This is a genomic window from Brevibacillus massiliensis (genome assembly GCF_000311785.1).
Classification (GTDB): Bacteria; Bacillota; Bacilli; order Brevibacillales; family Brevibacillaceae; genus Brevibacillus_C; species Brevibacillus_C massiliensis.
This window is the reverse complement of record NZ_HE978543.1, coordinates 163,727-180,248: the sequence shown is the minus strand read 5'-3', so window position 1 is coordinate 180,248 and position 16,522 is coordinate 163,727. Positions and strand designations below refer to the sequence as shown.

General features: G+C 54.0%; 13 protein-coding genes and 1 pseudogene. All 14 read left to right on the top strand.

From position 1 onward, the window contains the following. The first annotated feature begins 157 nt into the window (after nt 1–157). The 14 genes and pseudogenes from HGBM_RS17635 to HGBM_RS27840 all read left to right on the top strand — a co-directional run bounded on the left by HGBM_RS17635 (nt 158) and on the right by HGBM_RS27840 (nt 16,509). The gene (locus HGBM_RS17635; RefSeq protein ID WP_019122405.1) at nt 158–691 is read left to right on the top strand and encodes a hypothetical protein; all 534 of its coding nucleotides are present in this window, start codon (nt 158–160) and stop codon (nt 689–691) included. Continuing rightward, a complete protein-coding gene (locus HGBM_RS17630; RefSeq protein WP_019122404.1) occupies nt 684–2,189 on the top strand; it encodes an AAA family ATPase in 1,506 nt (501 codons plus the stop codon). Before HGBM_RS17635 ends, HGBM_RS17630 begins: the two co-directional genes overlap by 8 nt. A gap of 261 nt (nt 2,190–2,450) precedes the next feature. Beyond that, entirely contained in the window at nt 2,451–3,203 is a 753-nt protein-coding gene (locus HGBM_RS17625; RefSeq protein ID WP_019122403.1) for a GntR family transcriptional regulator, read from the top strand. Nucleotides 3,204–3,218: 15 nt separating this feature from the next. Then, nucleotides 3,219–3,650 (top strand): PTS sugar transporter subunit IIA, encoded by a 432-nt coding sequence (locus HGBM_RS17620; RefSeq protein ID WP_019122402.1) that lies wholly within the window; start codon nt 3,219–3,221, stop codon nt 3,648–3,650. 36 nt (nt 3,651–3,686) lie between these two features. After that, the gene (locus HGBM_RS17615) at nt 3,687–3,977 is read left to right on the top strand and encodes a PTS sugar transporter subunit IIB (RefSeq protein WP_019122401.1); all 291 of its coding nucleotides are present in this window, start codon (nt 3,687–3,689) and stop codon (nt 3,975–3,977) included. Between the two features lie 5 nt (nt 3,978–3,982). Further along, a pseudogene (locus HGBM_RS27855) lies at nt 3,983–5,232 on the top strand (PTS ascorbate transporter subunit IIC). A gap of 109 nt (nt 5,233–5,341) precedes the next feature. After that, on the top strand, nt 5,342–6,253 hold the full coding sequence (locus tag HGBM_RS17605) for a phosphotriesterase family protein (RefSeq protein ID WP_019122400.1): 912 nt from the start codon (nt 5,342–5,344) through the stop codon (nt 6,251–6,253). Between the two features lie 10 nt (nt 6,254–6,263). Continuing rightward, nucleotides 6,264–6,887, top strand: a complete 624-nt coding sequence (locus HGBM_RS17600) for a bifunctional 4-hydroxy-2-oxoglutarate aldolase/2-dehydro-3-deoxy-phosphogluconate aldolase (RefSeq protein WP_019122399.1) — start codon at nt 6,264–6,266, stop codon at nt 6,885–6,887. A gap of 11 nt (nt 6,888–6,898) precedes the next feature. Continuing rightward, nucleotides 6,899–7,663 (top strand): creatininase family protein, encoded by a 765-nt coding sequence (locus HGBM_RS17595; protein WP_019122398.1) that lies wholly within the window; start codon nt 6,899–6,901, stop codon nt 7,661–7,663. A gap of 165 nt (nt 7,664–7,828) precedes the next feature. After that, complete coding sequence (locus HGBM_RS29020; protein WP_051029716.1) at nt 7,829–11,413, top strand: WIAG-tail domain; 3,585 nt, start codon at nt 7,829–7,831, stop codon at nt 11,411–11,413. 233 nt (nt 11,414–11,646) lie between these two features. After that, the gene (locus HGBM_RS17575) at nt 11,647–13,863 is read left to right on the top strand and encodes a WIAG-tail domain (RefSeq protein ID WP_026074502.1); all 2,217 of its coding nucleotides are present in this window, start codon (nt 11,647–11,649) and stop codon (nt 13,861–13,863) included. A 159-nt stretch (nt 13,864–14,022) separates the two neighbouring features. Further along, a complete protein-coding gene (gene asnS, locus HGBM_RS17570) occupies nt 14,023–15,312 on the top strand; it encodes an asparagine--tRNA ligase (RefSeq protein ID WP_019122397.1) in 1,290 nt (429 codons plus the stop codon). Nucleotides 15,313–15,416: 104 nt separating this feature from the next. Further along, nucleotides 15,417–16,109, top strand: coding sequence for a DnaD domain-containing protein (locus HGBM_RS17565; protein WP_019122396.1), 693 nt, complete (start codon nt 15,417–15,419; stop codon nt 16,107–16,109). 82 nt (nt 16,110–16,191) lie between these two features. Then, nucleotides 16,192–16,509, top strand: a complete 318-nt coding sequence (locus HGBM_RS27840; protein WP_019122395.1) for a hypothetical protein — start codon at nt 16,192–16,194, stop codon at nt 16,507–16,509. Nucleotides 16,510–16,522: the final 13 nt, after the last annotated feature.

Here is a 16,522-nt window from a genome sequence, read left to right as displayed (position 1 = left end):
CACTTCCCTCTATTATCGCCGCCGGGCAGCCCAAGAGACAAGCGCCTGTCGCTTGATCCCAACATCTACATGCGAACTGTGCTGTATAAATGTGATATACTGATAGGCGTTAAACCTGATAGACGAGATGCAACATGTGAGAGAAGGGGGAGTTTGTGTGTCCGTACGTAAAGTACCGGTTGTGCTTTCGCTGCTCGCTACGCTTGCTCTCCTGTTTGGCGGATGGTTTATCTATCAGAAAACGGCGATTGAAGAGCCAATTCGCACAGAAGTGAATCAGATGACCTCGGCCAAATTGGCTGATTTACTCGTAGATAAAGAGCGCATCGAAATGAACCTGACGATAACAAAACCGGACCAGTTTGCCGGCGAATACGCACAGCTGTTGGCCGCGATCAAGCCAATTTCGGCAGGCAAACAAGTAGAAATTCACTTGACGAACCAGGACCCGGAATTGAAGCAGATCTGGTCGAACGGAATATTTGACATCACGGAGGCAATGGATTTGCATCAGTACAGCAGAATACCTGCGATCCTGAACAAGTGGAAAGACGCGAATCACTTGGATCTGGCTGCTTCCAGCATGGACGACACTAATGTGTACATCTACCTGCAGCGCGGTTCCAAACAGTATTATGCCATATTGCCGCGCCTATCCCAGCAAGGAAATGAGGTGACGATCCGTGGCTAAGGAGATTCTCTTCGGTGCGGTTCCGGCGGTTTTGATCTTCATGATGTTTCTGGGGATTAACATCGGCCCCTTCCTGCTGTTCGGCGCTGTCCTGGCGGGGATTCTTTTCTTTTTTTCGCGCCAGACCGGCATGGGCGGATTTAAAACGCGAAGCAAGGCGGGAAAACATGCCGTCGTGAAAACGGACGTCCAGTTTTCCGATATCGGCGGGCAGGAGCGGGCCAAACGCGAACTAAAAGAAGCGTTGGACTTTTTGATCCACAAGGATAGCCTGGAAAAGTACGGGATCAGACCGATAAAAGGCGTGCTGCTGACAGGTCCTCCCGGTACGGGGAAGACGCTGATGGCAAAAGCGGCCGCCAACTATACCAACTCAGCATTTGTCGCGGCGTCCGGCTCGCAATTTGTGGAGATGTACGTCGGTGTAGGCGCCCAGCGCGTGCGGGACCTGTTCCGTGAAGTGAAGCAGCTGGCGGAGAGGAACGGCCAAGACAGCGGCATCATCTTCATCGATGAGATTGACGTCATCGGCGGAAAGCGGGATGGGCAGCAGCAGCGGGAGTACGATCAGACACTGAACCAGCTGCTGACCGAGATGGATGGGATCACAACCAGCGACAATCCGCGCATCCTGTTGATCGCGGCGACGAACCGCAAGGATATGCTCGATTCCGCTTTGCTGCGGCCCGGCCGGTTCGACCGGCATATCTCCGTGGATCTGCCGGACAAGAAGGCGCGGATACAAATCCTCAAGATCCACACGGCGAACAAGCCGCTGGCCAGCGACGTGAACGTGGAGCGGATTGCCCAAGAGACGTTTGGATTTTCCGGAGCGCAGTTGGAAAGCGTCGCCAACGAAGCGGCGATCTATGCGATGAGGGAAGGTGCGGAGAAGATTACCGGCCAGCATTTTGAATTGGCTGTCGACAAGGTCATGATGGGCGAAAAGAGCGACCGGGAAGCCTCCGACGAAGAAAAACGGCGGGTCGCCCTGCACGAACTGGGGCACGCAATCGTCAGCGAGCGCGTCCGGCCCGGCTCTGTTTCCCAAGTGACACTGAGTCCGCGCGGGCAGGCGTTGGGCTACGTCCGGCAGAATCCGATGGAAGACCGCTACCTCTACACCAAAGAGGCCCTGGAAAAGCAGATCATGGTCTGTCTCGGGGGAGCGGTTGCGGAAGAGATCTATTTCGGCGGACGCAGCACCGGTTCCAAGAACGACTTTGAACAAGCGCTGAGTATGGCGCAGGAGATCGTCCAAAGCGGCATGTCGGAGCTGGGGATTGTCCATCTGCAGTACATCGACAAAACACAGGTGCATGAGGAAGTAAACCGCATTCTGGAAGATTTGGTCGAGCGGACGAGAAAGCTGCTTCAAGCACATGATGAAGTGTTTGCGGGCAGTTTGCGAATCTTGTGGGATCAAGAAGTATTGAGCGGAGATTCCTTCCGGGATATGCTGAAAAAAATACAGCCGGTTGAAGAGCTAGCGGTGTAAAAGGCCGCTGGCTTTTTTTACGAACGATATACATACATCATAATGAATTTATAAATCTTAACTTTTGATTGAGCTGGACTTGAAAAGGGTGAAAACGCAGGATTAATCCCGTTTTCATGCGGTTTAACTGCTGATGTTACTATTTGAAAGTAAAAAATTGAAGAAAAAACCTTGCCAAATTCATTATAACGTTGTAATGTTTAGATATGAAAGCGAATTCAGATGATTAAACATTATGATGAATTTTGGGGTTGATATTCCGTGTTGAGCAAGGATTCTCATGAACCGCTGTACGTGCAGCTTCAAAAGAGCTTGCGCGAGTATATCGAAGAGCATTTAAAACCCGGGGACATGATCCCGACCGAACCGGAAATCGAAAAAACCTACCAGGTGAGCCGGATGACGGTCAGAAAGGCGATCGATTCGCTGGTTGCAGAAGGGCTGGTGGTCAAACAGCAAGGCCGGGGAACCTTTGTGCAAAAGCCGAAAATCACCCAGGATATGGAGAGTATTACCAGTTGGACGGAAGAGATGAGGCAAAAAGGGAAGACTCCGGGAACCAAGGGCTTGAAGATCGTAGAAGTGCAGCCTTCGAAAAAAATGATTGCCGAGATGGGACTCGATCCCGACGAAAGCATGATCTGCGTCAAACGGATTCGCTGTGCCGACGGAGAACCGATCGCCATCATGATGAATTACCTGCGAGCCAAGTTTTTGCCGGGGTTTCTCGAGCGAGGGCTGCCGAACGAATCCCTGTACAGCGAACTGGAGACCACCTACGGCCTGAGAATCGAACGTGCCGATGAATTGATCAGGGCCCGCGAAGCGTCCGAACTGGAGGCTTTCGAACTGGAGATACCGCCGGATTCGGCTGTTCTGCACATCACCCGTGACTCCATGCTGTCCGACGGCACTCCGGTGGAGAGGGTGGAAATGATCTGCCGGGCCGACCGGTATCAATACCGGATCTCCTTGTCCGGCCGGACCAAACAGAAAGTGATTGACTTCGACTAGAGAGGACAGATGCGAATGCTGCCATTAAGCCAAGAAGTTGTACGTTTGGATGCTGAAGCAAAAACGGCCGAGGAGGCAATCCGGCTGGCCGGCAGCCTGCTGGTTGAAGCAGGCAAGGCAGAGGCCGGTTATGTCGATGCGATGGTCAATGGCTTTCGGGAAATTGGCCCCTATATCGTGTTGGCGCCGGGAATCGCAATCCCGCACGCCCGGCCCGAGCACGGGGTGAAGGAGCAGTGCCTGTCGCTGGTCAGGCTGAAGGAGCCGGTGGTTTTTGGACATCCTGCCAATGATCCGGTTCGCCTGGTGTGTGCCATCGGCGGAGTGGACAATACGGGCCACATCGGCATGCTGCAGGCATTGGCCAGCGTTCTGGGGGATGCAAACAAGCTGCAAGGGATCATGGAGGCAGCGACTTTTTCAGAACTGCAGCGGGCAATCCAGTAAAGAAAAAACCTGAAAACGAGAGGATGGAGATCAGAGATGAGAGTGGTAACGGTATGCGGGATGGGTTTCGGTACAAGCCTGATGCTGTTGATGGAAGTGCAGGCGATTGCACAGAAACACGGTTTTTCAGTGGATGGTGAAGCGGTCGATTTGGGTTCGGCCAAAGGAAAGACTTGTGACTTTATGGTCGCATCCGGAGAGATTGCCGCCGAGCTGTCGGGAGAGTCCGTGGAAGTAGTCGCGATTGACAACCTGCTCGACAAACAAGAGATCGAAGCGAAAGTGATGCCTGTGATCAGGCGGATTGCCGACACCAAGGGGGCATAGCCAACATGCTGAATTTTCTTACTGCCATTTTGAGCAATCCCGCATTCATTCTGGGGATTATCGCTGCCGTCGGGCTGATCGCGCTTCGCAAATCGACATCAGACATCATGAAAGGAACGCTGAAAACCCTGTTCGGCTTTTTAATCCTGCAAGCGGGATCGGGGATTATCGTCAACGCGCTGATTCTGTTCAGCACGATGTTCACCAGCGCGTTTGGGTTGAACGGGATGGTGGCAGAGGACAACTCGCTGGTCGCGGCCGTTCAGGTTGTTCTTGGCAAGGATACAGCGCTGATCATGGTCTTTTCCTTTCTGATCAACCTGGTGCTGGCGAGATTCACGCCGTGGAAGTACATCTTCCTTACCGGACACATGATGTTTTCCTTCGCCGGAACGATGGCCATTACGCTCGACCAGATGGGGATCACAGGGGTAAAAGCAGTCGTGATCGGTTCTGTGGTTCAAGGGATTTCGATGGTTTTGTTCCCGGCTATTTCAAAGCGGTTACCGGCAACGACAGCGTCGCCTTCGGTTTCTGGGGCAGTTCCTGGATCAGCCTCTCCGGATGGGTTGGCGGACTGGTCGGTGACAAGACGAAGAGTTCGGAAGATATGAAAGTGCCAAAATCACTTGATTTCTTGAAAGATATGTCCGTTTTGATGGGGATAGTGATGGTGCTGGTCTACGTGGTTACGGCCCTGTTCGTCGACCCGGCGAAAATGGCTGACATCACCCAGGGACAAAACACCATCCTGTTTGCCATCATCCATGCCTTGACGTTTGTCGCCGGCGTGCTGGTCCTGCTGCAAGGGGTCAGGATGTTCCTGGGGGAAATCATTCCTGCCTTTAAAGGGGTGGGCGAAAAAATCGTTCCCGGTGCCAAACCGGCGCTGGACGTGCCGATTTTCTACTCCTTCGCACCGGTCGCGGTGACGATCGGCTTCCTGGCGGCGATGGTCGGCGGACTATTGGTTACGTTTATCTCCAAGTGGCTGCCGGTGGTTGTACTCCCGTCCGTTATCGGTCTGTTTTTCATGGGCGGCGCCGCAGGGGTCTTCGGCAACGCGGTTGGGGGCAGAAGAGGAGCGGTTGTCGGCGGTTTTTTCCTCGGCTTTACCTTCTCGCTCTTGATCGCACTGGCGTACCCGCTAATCGACGTGGGCAAATACGGCGTGCAGGGATTGTGGTTCGCGTCGCCTGATGCCGTCATCGTCGTCATTCTCATGCGATTGGTCGGCATGTTGTTCGGCGTCTGAACAGGAGCGGCATCTGTTGGCTTCCCGGCCCCTGCCGGCCCGGTCAGCACCACGGCGGTTGGGGCCGCATCATCTTCACCTACAGCATAAAGACAAGGAGTGGTAAGAGATGAAAAAAATCCGTACTGTACTGGGTGACATTTCACCTGAAGAACTGGGCTTTACCTATTCGCACGAGCATTTGTGGTGCTGCCCGCCGCCGTCGCAAAAAGACCGCGACCTGGAGCTGACCAACTACGATGCCTCCTTGGAGGAACTGCTCAACTTCAAATCGGTCGGCGGTCAGGCGTTGGTTGACGCCTCCACTCTCGATTACGGACGTGACGGCAATAAATTGAAAAGCATGTCGGAAGCAGCCGGTGTCCATGTCATTGGTACGACTGGCTTTAACAAGCATATCTACTTCCCGGACTGGGTGGAAAAAGAGAGCATCGACCAGATCAAAGATCGCCTGGTTCACGATGTGACGGTGGGAATGGACGGCAGCGACGCGAAAGCGGGTTTCCTCAAGGCAGGATCCTGGCTGCAGCTGATCCATCCGCTGGAGGAAAAAGTGACGCGCGCTGTAGCCCGAGCCCAGCTGGAGACAAACGCGCCGATCTGGCTGCACACCGAAGCGGGTACCATGGGTATGGAAATGCTGGATATTTTGGAAGAAGAAGGCGTTGACTTGTCGGTAGTGGCGGTCGGCCACAGCGACCGCAACGCTGATCCGTACTACCATTTGCAGCTGGCCAAGAGAGGCGCTTACGTTCAATTCGACGGGCCCGGCAAAGTGAAGTACTACCCCGACAGCACCCGTGTCGCCTTGATCAAAAACATGATTGACAACGGGTTCCTGGAACAATTGCTGATCTCGGGAGATATGGGCCGGCAATCCTACCTGCACGCTTACGGCGGAGGTCCCGGATTCAAATACATCATCACCAAATTTATCCCCCGGCTGCTCGATGAAGGCATCACACAAGAGCAGATCGACACGATTTTCATCAAAAATCCAGCCCGCTGGCTGGCATTTTAAGGGGGAGCCTATGAACTTGCAAAAAGGTGAAATTGTAGCGATTATCCGCGGCGTTGCGGCAGAGCATGTCTCGGCCGTGGCCCGCACTTTGCTTGATGAGGGCATTTCGTGGATGGAGGTTTCGCTGAGTGAAGAGGAGATGGGTCTGGCCTGCATCAGGACCCTTGCCGCCGAGTTTCAAGGCCGTCTGCAGCTTGGCGCCGGAACCGTCACCACCGCCGAGCAGGCGGATAAGGCGATAGAAGCCGGGGCACAGTACATCATCACGCCTGGCTGGGATCGGGAATTGACCCGCTACGTCCTGGGCAAAGGCGTGCAAATTTTCCCCGGAGTGTTTTCTCCCGGCGAGGTGATGCAAGCGCTGGCTGACGGCGTTGAAGTGGTGAAGTTGTTCCCAGCAGGCTCGCTCGGCAGCGATTATGTGAAAAACCTGTTTGGACCGTTTCCAAGGCTCCACTTGATGGGAGTCGGCGGGATCAGCCGGAAAAACCTGGCGGAATTTTACGCCGCCGGATGCAGTTCGTTTGGGATTGGCAGTGACCTGGTCCCCCGCGGCGCAACCCGTGAACACTTGGATGCGATCCGCAAGAGCGCGGCTGAATATGTCAAACTGGTACAAACGCTGAAAAAGTGAGGTGACTCTTGATGGGAGTGAAAGAACTCAAATACATGACGCGGGATGAAGCTGCAGCGGCCGTACAGGAGTTTCCTGTCGCCGTCCTGCCGCTCGGTGCGACGGAACAGCACGGTCATCATCTCCCTTTGGGCGCCGATATCTTTTTAGCGGAGGGACTCTCTCGAAAGATTTGTGAGAAGACCGGAGCGCTGCTGCTGCCGACGATGCCTTTTGGATATTCCTGGGTATGGCGCGATATTCCCGGTACCGTATCGCTTCAACAGGATCACGTGGAAGCGGTGATCAAAGACGTGGCTCACAGCGTTTCCCGATACGGCGTCAAGCTGCTCGTTCTGGTCAACGGGCATGATGCCAACAACTCGTCGATGAAATACGCCGCCCGCGAATTGCAGGACGAATTGGACATGCCCGTGATCTACTTGTTTTATCCGGGAATGGACCGCATGTTTGCGGAGGTTTGCGAATCGCCGACGTGGCATGGCATGATTCACGCCTGTGAGTTTGAAACGTCACTGATGCTGGCCCTTCGCCCGGAGCTGGTGCAGATGCACAAAGCGGTTCGCGAATATCCGGACAAGCCGCCGCTCTACGGCAAATCGACCATGTCGCTCGGCCAAATGAGCAAGAGCGGCGTCTATGGCGACGCTACTTTGGCGACTCGGGAAAAAGGGGAGAAGATGCTCGCTTACTTCGCCGACGAGATGGCCGGACTGCTTCAAACTGCTTATCGGGAGCTGACCACACCCGGGCCAACGAAAAAACAGCATGTGTAATTCAAGCCGCTTTTACTGGAAACAGCGCATCTTTGCCAGGTACTGGCCGAGGTGCGCTGTTTTTTTGGGCGCCAGCCTATTTTTCCTGATCTCTGTGCCTTCGTCTAGCAGGCGGAATACCATATTTGTAGCAAGGTTTGTAGATGTGGAAAAGGAGGACCAGATATGGCCAAACAAAGACCCAGGCGCTTGAGCAAACCGAAAAAATCATCACCGGTTCCGGATTTTTTATTAGATGAACTCGAATTAGAGGAAATGATTAATCTTGAAGACATCATTGAATCTGAAGAAAATAAAAAAAGCTACCGAACGCATGCGAAAGCGTCGCCGACCCCGGTGCTGCAAACAGTACCGCAAGAGGAGGACTTGCCCAACCAGAAACATTTCACGAAAATCGTCAAAGAGCGGAAAGAACAGCATGCGGGTGCGTTTATCTACACAGACGATATCACGGACCAGGCCGTTACGACGGAAAAGATTGCCAATCGCGCCATTGACGCCGCCAAACTGAAAGACGGAAGCGTCGGACCAGAAGCATTGAGCGATTACGCAGTAGACAGCACAAAACTGGCCAATAACAGCGTTACCTCGAGCAAATTGGCCCCGTTTTCGGTCGGCGAGGAACACATCATCAGAGGAGCCATCTCCGGGGAGAAAATACAGGATCGGACGATTTCCGGAGATAAGCTGATGGACGGCAGCATTACCTCAGATAAATTGGCAGACAAAACGATCGATTCGATCAAGATTGCCGAAGGTTCGATTCAGTCCAAACACTTAAAGCAGCTCATCATCACGACGGAATTGATTCAAGACCAGGCGGTCACGGCCGACAAGATTCGCAACGGAACCATTCAGGCAAACCAAATTGCCAACTACGCAATCAATGCTGTCAAGCTGGCCGACGGAGCAGTCAGCGCGGAAAAACTGCGGGACGGGTCCGTTACGTCGGAAAAATTGGCCGAGGGCTGTATCGGCCCTTCGCAGCTCCAACCGCATTCCGTCCTGCAGCGGCACCTGTCGATCGGAGCCGTGCACAGCGAAAATATCGCGCAAAAAAGCATTACGGAAGCACACATCTGCGAGGAGATCATCCACTCGCGCCACTTGAAGAATCATTCGGTAACAGCGGAAAAGTTGGCAAAGAAAAGCGTCGGACCAGAGCATTTGGCCGACCAGCTCATCACCGCTGAGAAACTGGCTCTCCAGGCGGTCACAGATGCTCACCTTCAACCAGCCTCGATCCAAACCCATCACTTGGCAGAAAAAATCATTACAGAAAAACATCTCGGCGATCAGCAGGTGACGACGAAGAAAATCGCCGATGGAGCGATCACGAAAGACAAGATCAGCAAAAAAGGGATTGGGAGCGAACATCTTGCGCCTCAAGCGGTGCAAACCCACCATATCGCCGACCAATCGATCAACGGGGACAAACTGGCGAAACACGCCATCAGTGACGTTCATCTCGGGGAAGGAAGCGTACATGCCAAGCACATCAAAAACCACTCCGTGAACGGAGAAAAACTGGCGAAACAAACCGTATCGACGCAGCACCTCGCCGATCACGCCGTAACGTCCGACAAGTTGGGGAAGCAGGCCGTGGCCGATTTTCACCTGCAGCCGTCCTCGATCAAGACCCACCACCTGCAAGATTCGCTGATTACCGCAAAGCAGATAGCGGATAAGCAAGTCACCAGCAAAAAACTGGCGGACGGAGCCGTGACGAATACAAAAATCGAAAAACAGAGCATTGAGAGCAAACACATCGCCCCGCAAGCCGTGCAGTCGCAGCACATCCAGGATGATTCGATCACCGCCGAGAAGTTAGCCAAGAACTCCGTTACATCCCATCAACTGCGCGAGCGATCGGTGGAACGAAAACATCTGGCGGACGGAGCTGTCGTCACCAACAATCTGGCCGATCACCTCATCACAACGTCAAAGCTGGCCACAGAAAGTGTCTCGACAGATAAGCTGATCGATCTGTCGGTCACAGAAGCGAAGCTGTCAGACTTCGCTGTCACGTCACAAAAATTGGCTCCGGATGTTGTCCGCAACCATCATCTTGCTGAAGGCTCGGTTACTGCCGAAAAGATTGCTGACAGGTCGGTACATGCCAAACACCTTGTGGTAAATGCCGTTCAATCGGAACACATAGAGGATAAAGCCATCTCCGCGGAAAAGCTGCAGGATCTTTCCGTTACAGCAGACAAAATTGCCCCGGGATCGATCACGAGCAGTAAGATCGCTCCTGAGAGCGTCGAGACAGAGCATATCAAAGCGGCATCGATCCATGGCAATCATCTGATTCGAGAGACGATCGGGACGGTCCATTTGGAAGACGGAGCGGTAGTCAGGGAGAAGATCGTGGACCGGGCGATCAATGGACGAAAGCTGGAGAGCGGTGCTGTCAGCGCCGAACATCTTGCGGACGAAGCGGTTAACGGCGAGAAGCTGGCAGGCGGGACAGTCTTGTCGAGGCACCTGGCCGATGGAACGGTAACGGGTGAGAAGCTGGCTCCCGAGTCAGTCACGACGTCCCATCTCGCGGATGGAGCGGTCACCGGCGAGAAGCTGGCCGGCGGAGCGGTCAACACGCTTCATCTTGCAGATGAAACAGTAACAAGTGAGAAATTGGCGAGCGGAGGCGTAAAAACAGCCCATTTGGCGGACGCGGCCGTCGTAAGCGAAAAATTGGCCAATGGAGCAGTTGGAACGGTCCACCTCGTCGATGAAGCGGTCACCGGGGAAAAGCTGGCCGCAGGTGCCGTAACCTCAGGCAAATTGGCAGCGGGGGCCGTCACAGCCGAACACATGGCGGCCGATGCTATCACCGGCGAAAAGCTGGCCAAGGGCACTATCTCGGCGGAACATATCCTGAACGGTGCGATTACCGCTAAGAAACTGGGCAAAGGGGCAGTAGCAGCTGAACACCTTGCCGAGCGGTCGGTTACCGGAACGAAGCTGGAAAGCGGGTCAGTTTCGACCAAACACCTGGCAGACGAGGTGATCACCGGGGCGAAACTGGCCCGCGGGGCAGTCAGGACGGCACATGTAGCGGACGCTGCCGTGACAGGCACCAAACTGGCAGCGGGGGCAGTAGGGACCGGTCACCTTGCAGCCGGGGCGGTGACCGGGGAAAAATTGGCGGAATCCGCCGTGCAAACGGAGCATGTGGCCGATGAGTCGCTGACGGTTGAAAAGCTGTCGTTTAATCCGCTGCAGACGAATCGGGGAAAAGGGGAAACACTGCAGCAGTTTGGCGTCATTCCCTTTGAAGTTCCGCAGCGCACCAAACAGGTGGAGGTGTCGATCCAGCTTGAAGAACCGTACGCCGATCCCCATTACGTCATCGTAGCGATGACCAATCATCCAGGCTGTTACGCCAGCCTGAAAACCGTGACGGAGAGCAGGGCTGTCATAACAGTCACCAGAAGAGAGACGAACGGGGCGATCAGCGGTTTTATCTCCTGGATCTCGGTTGGCCGGCGCGGGGAGAGAGTCGACACCCTGGAGGCAAGCGAGGCAGGCGAGACGAAAGAACTGCCTGCGGAAGCCGGCCAGGGGGGAGCCGAGACGGTAAGCGCCCAAGCGTCCGAAGGTGCGGGTGGTGAAATGACGGTACCGGAAAAGGATGCTGTCGAAACCCAGGAAGTTGAACCGCAGGAGACAGATGTAATCGCGTTGACACCGTCGTCGGAAGCGATTTCCGAGGCAGAGCAAGATGTCAAAAGCCCCACTTCATAGTCGCGAATGGGTGAGCATGTAGAAATCCTGCAGACTCACCCATCTTTACGGGATAAGGTAGGGAAACATCCTCCGATCGCTTTCAATCGAAGCTTTTCTTCTGCCGGATTTTGGCTCGTATTCACAACTGCTCAGGGCGTTTGCTGATTTTTGCCCCTTACCCGTGCCTTTGTCTACGCTGCAGGAATACCATATGGGTAGCTTGACGATATACATGTGGAGGGAGGATGAACATGGCAAGACACAGCCGAAGGCGAACAGGCAAACCGAAACAATCCGCCCGATCAACTGATCCGCTGCTCGATGAATTAGACTGGCTGGGGGAGTTTACGAAGCCGGTTCCCCTCACAGAGAAGGCGGTTGTCAATGCTCCCCTGCAGACGACGTCGAAGGGAAGCGTTTCTTCTAATCAAAAGGACTACATCAAGATCATAACGGAGCGAAAGGATCACAGCCGTTCGATTATTTACACCGACGATTTAACCGATCAGGCAGTGACCACGGAAAAAATTGCAAACCATTCGATTGACGCTTCCAAAATCAAGCCGGGCTGCATCGGCACATACGAGCTGGCCGACTTCTCCGTTGACGGCAGCAAGCTTGCGCCCTGCAGTGTGACTGCAACCAAAATTGCGCCGCTGTCCATTGAGGAAAGCCACCTTGCCAATGAATCTGTCACCGGTGAGAAAGTCAGGGACCGTACAATTTCCGGAGCCAAACTGATGAACAGCAGCATCACCTCCGATAAGCTTGCGGACAAGACGATCGACTCGATGAAAATAGCCGATGGCTCGATTCACTCAAAACACCTTCACCCGCAGTCCGTTATGACCGAACAGATTCAGGATCAGGCGGTCACTGGCGAAAAACTCAGGAACGGAGCCGTTGGAACCGCCCATTTGGCCAATTACGCAGTCAACTCGGCAAAATTGGCGGATGGCGCCATCACGACGGAAAAGTTGAGAAATCATGCTGTGACGGCGGAAAAGCTGGAACCCGAGAGTGTTGGCACCGACCACCTTCAGGCAAACGCTGTCCAGTCCCGGCACCTGAATCCCGGTGCCGTATGCGGGGAACATCTGCTTCCAAAAAGCATCACTTCGGAACATTTGATCGAAAATGCCGTTGATACTCGCCACATCAGAAACGAGGCCGTCTCTTCCGACAAACTGGCAAAACAGGTCATTTCCTCGTTTCATATACGAGAGCGCTCTATCGAACAGCAGCATCTCACCGACGGCGCGGTGACGACGAATTCCCTGGCAAACCGTGTGGTCACCAACCCCAAACTCGCTATGGAGAGCGTGTCCAGCGACAAACTGTGCGATAAATCGGTTACCAGCGCGAAGCTGGCAGACGCTTCCATTACCTCGGCAAAATTGGCGGCGGAATGCGTTCAAAATGAGCACCTGGCGAACGGAATCGTCAGCAAAGAAAAGCTTGCCGATCAGTCGGTGTTGGAGCAGCACCTCGGATTGCAAGTCATTCGTACCGAACACGTAAAAGACCGGGCGGTGACAACCGAAAAACTGGAAAATAAAAGTGTCACGGGAGAGAAGATGAGCGACCGAAGCATTGACGGGAGGAAGCTGGCCAAACATTCCGTCTCAACCGAACATCTCTGCAGGGAAGCCGTGACCCGCGACAAGCTGGCCGTAGGTTCTGTTGGCACCGAGCAGCTCGTCAATGGAGCCGTCTCCTCGGAAAAGCTGGCGATACAATCTGTTGCCGCCGACCACCTGCAAAACGGCTCGGTCAGCAGCAATAAACTGGCAATGCAATCTGTTCAGACCGATCACCTGAAAAGCGGTGCCGTTACAGAAAAAATTTTGGCAGAAGATGCCGTTGATTCCAGAAACATCAAGAAAGCGGCGGTACATGAGGAGCATCTGGCCTTTAGTCCGGTGCAGACAGCCAGCGGGGAAACAGGGACCTTGCAGTTGTTTGGCATCATCTCCTTTTCATTCGAACATGACCAGGAGACGCTTTTCACTGAAGTCCGCCTGCAAGAGCCATTTGCGGATGAGGATTATGTCATTGTGGCGATGTCCAATCATCCCAAGTGCTTTGCCAGCTTGTATGCACGCACGCCTGTTGCTGCCACCATCGCAGTGACGAGAATGGAGTCAGGGGGCGAATTGAGCGGCTTCCTCACTTGGATCGCGATCGGCAAAAAGGCAGCTCAAGCGGAAGTTCCCGGTAACTCCTTAGCCAGTCCGGGACATTCTCTGCCGGAGGATCTGATTCTGGGACCGGCCAGCGGAAAGATGGCTGCTCCATCGCTGGAAGCTCCCCAAAAACCTGCGACCGACGGTGAGCCGTCAGCCAAGAAACTGTCGAAAAACAGGCGGAAAAAATCTTCCGATGACAAGGCGTCTCATCTCAAACAAGAATCTTCCCAGGCTTATGACCGCGGGGACGACGAGCTAAAAACAAACGGGATCGCATAAGCGAGCGTTGTCAGCCAAGGGAGCCATTCCACTCGGAACAGGGCTCCTTGAACGGGTTCCCTCACAGTGGCTTGACGTTATTTCCCGCGTTGAATTCGCCCGACTCCAATAGTATAATTGATGGGGCTATTGTTTCGGAAAAATGGAGGGAAAACGCAGATGCTAACTACCATCGCCTGTATCGGGCAGCATGTAGGGGAAGAAGTCAAACTCGGCTGCTGGGTTTACAACAAACGCAGCAGCGGAAAAATACAGTTCCTCCAACTGCGTGACGGTTCCGGTTTCATCCAAGGTGTCGTTGTGAAAGCGGAAGTAAGCGAGAAGACGTGGGAGCAGGCCAGCCAATTGACACAGGAGAGCTCTCTGTATATAACCGGAGTCGTTCGGGCTGATGAACGTTCGCCAAGCGGCTACGAATTGACCGTAACGGGCATTGAAATTATCCAGATTACACACGATTATCCCATTTCATTGAAAGAGCACGGGGTAGATTTCTTGATGGACCATCGCCATCTGTGGCTTCGTTCGCCCCGTCAACGCGCTGTTATGGCGATCCGCTCCGAGATCATTCGCGCCGTTAACGAATTTTTCCAGGAGAACGGATTTTACAAGGTAGACCCGCCGATCCTGACGCCTACCTCAGCTGAAGGTACGACCAACCTGTTCCATACCAAGTACTTTGACGAGGATGCCTATCTGTCGCAAAGCGGCCAGCTTTACATGGAGGCAGCAGCGATGGCCTTGGGGCGGGTCTACTCCTTCGGTCCGACGTTCCGGGCGGAAAAGTCAAAAACCCGCCGCCACTTGATCGAGTTCTGGATGATCGAACCGGAGATGGCGTTTGTCGATCACGAAGAAAACTTGCGCATCCAGGAAAACTTTGTCACCCACATCGTTCAGTCCGTGCTGAAAAACTGTCAATCGGAGCTGAAGGTACTCGGACGGGATACGAGCAAGCTGGAGCAGGTGTGCACGCCCTTTCCAAGGATCACCTACGATGACGCGATACGCCTGCTGCAGGAGAAGGGGCATGAGATCAAGTGGGGAGACGACTTCGGGGCTCCGGACGAAACAGCGATCGCAGAGCATTACGACAAGCCGGTGTTCATTACGAAGTATCCCACCGAGATCAAGGCGTTTTATATGAAGCCTGATCCCGAGCGGCCGGAAGTTGTCCTGTGCGCCGATCTGATCGCACCGGAAGGATACGGAGAAATTATCGGCGGCAGTCAGCGGATTGACGATCCCAAACTGCTTGAGCAGCGTTTTCAGGAACACCAGCTGTCGGAAGAAGCGTACAAGTGGTACATGGATCTGCGGACGTACGGCACCGTGCCGCACTCGGGCTTCGGTCTCGGGCTGGAGCGGACGGTTGCGTGGATCTGCGGCCTGGACCACGTTCGGGAAACGATTCCGTTCCCGCGCATGCTCTACCGGCTGTACCCATAACGAATTCCTTGGCACCCTGTTGTTATCGGCAACGGGGTGTCGCTTTTTCACTGTGCTTTCCAGCCGGGACTTGCTATAATAGAAATTGGGGTGAAGGTTACGACATGGATCGACATATTCTTCAATTGCTGCAGGAAGGTTCTACCTCCGTTTCTAACTTATTGATGAAGAAATACAAGCGAATGTCTCTTTCAGATGAGGAGATGATGCTGATCATCCACCTCCTGTCATTTCAGCAGGAAGGGAACCGCTTTCCTACTTTGCAGCAGTTAGAGGAGCGCGTCTCAATGTCCGGTTTGCGGCTGATTCAACTCCTGCAGAAGCTGTTGAAAGAGGAGTATATCACCATCGACGAGGATGTCGATCCGCAGAGCGGCATGCGCTACGAAAGCTACAACCTGGAGCCGCTGTACCGCCGTTTGTACCACTGCCTCCAGGAAGAGCAGAAGGTGCTTAGCGAGTCGGTGCTGGGCCTCGGCACGGGTTTGAACCTGGTGCCGGCGAAGGAATACGGAACGGGGCTTTATTCGCAGTTTGAGCAAGCCTTTGGACGGCCGCTCTCGCCGATCGAGATAGAAACCCTCCATATCTGGGTAGAGGAAGACAAGTACTCCGAAGAATTGATTCTGGCCGCCATGCGGGAAGCGATATCCGTCGGCAAGCTTTACATCCGATACATAGACCGCATTTTGCTGGAATGGCAGCGACAGCAGATTAAAAGCGCGGAAGAGGCCCGCAATTACAGTTTGCGCTTTCGCCGCCAGCCGCAAAAACGGGACCATAAACAGCCGCATTGAACGCTCAGGCGGCTGTTTCTTTTTGCCGCGAGTACCCCCGCCCAGTTTTTTTCATACGATAAGAGGAGAGGAGGAAGCGTCTATGAACAGACAAAAGCGAAGCAGGCAGCCGTATGATTCGGTCCCTTTCCACGGAATGTTTCCCCTGGAAAAAGGAGTCGGCCAGGAGAGCTTTGCCGCGAAAGCGACGGGGCATGACACCTCTGTGATAAACAAAGAACTGCAGGAGAGGGTCGAACAGCTGGAAGATGAGCTCGACCAGCTGCAGAGGGAAATCAGCAAGTGGGAGCAGCGCCAGAAGCGATTTGAGGAGGAGGCTGCCAGGGAGCGGACCCAACTGTACCACGCTGTCCTGTCCTTGAAAAAAGAATGGGAAGCATATCGACATGAAGCAAAATGACTGAGCGACAGGT

What these genes read in the sequence shown, in the direction of transcription:
- HGBM_RS17595 (WP_019122398.1), top strand. Translation starts at nt 6,899, where the DNA reads ATGGGAGTGAAAGAACTCAAATACATGACGCGGGATGAAGCTGCAGCG.
- HGBM_RS17605 (WP_019122400.1), top strand. Translation starts at nt 5,342, where the DNA reads ATGAAAAAAATCCGTACTGTACTGGGTGACATTTCACCTGAAGAACTG.
- HGBM_RS17575 (WP_026074502.1), top strand. Translation starts at nt 11,647, where the DNA reads ATGGCAAGACACAGCCGAAGGCGAACAGGCAAACCGAAACAATCCGCC.
- HGBM_RS17620 (WP_019122402.1), top strand. Translation starts at nt 3,219, where the DNA reads ATGCTGCCATTAAGCCAAGAAGTTGTACGTTTGGATGCTGAAGCAAAA.
- HGBM_RS27840 (WP_019122395.1), top strand. Translation starts at nt 16,192, where the DNA reads ATGAACAGACAAAAGCGAAGCAGGCAGCCGTATGATTCGGTCCCTTTC.
- HGBM_RS17600 (WP_019122399.1), top strand. Translation starts at nt 6,264, where the DNA reads ATGAACTTGCAAAAAGGTGAAATTGTAGCGATTATCCGCGGCGTTGCG.
- asnS (WP_019122397.1), top strand. Translation starts at nt 14,023, where the DNA reads ATGCTAACTACCATCGCCTGTATCGGGCAGCATGTAGGGGAAGAAGTC.
- HGBM_RS17565 (WP_019122396.1), top strand. Translation starts at nt 15,417, where the DNA reads ATGGATCGACATATTCTTCAATTGCTGCAGGAAGGTTCTACCTCCGTT.
- HGBM_RS29020 (WP_051029716.1), top strand. Translation starts at nt 7,829, where the DNA reads ATGGCCAAACAAAGACCCAGGCGCTTGAGCAAACCGAAAAAATCATCA.
- HGBM_RS17615 (WP_019122401.1), top strand. Translation starts at nt 3,687, where the DNA reads ATGAGAGTGGTAACGGTATGCGGGATGGGTTTCGGTACAAGCCTGATG.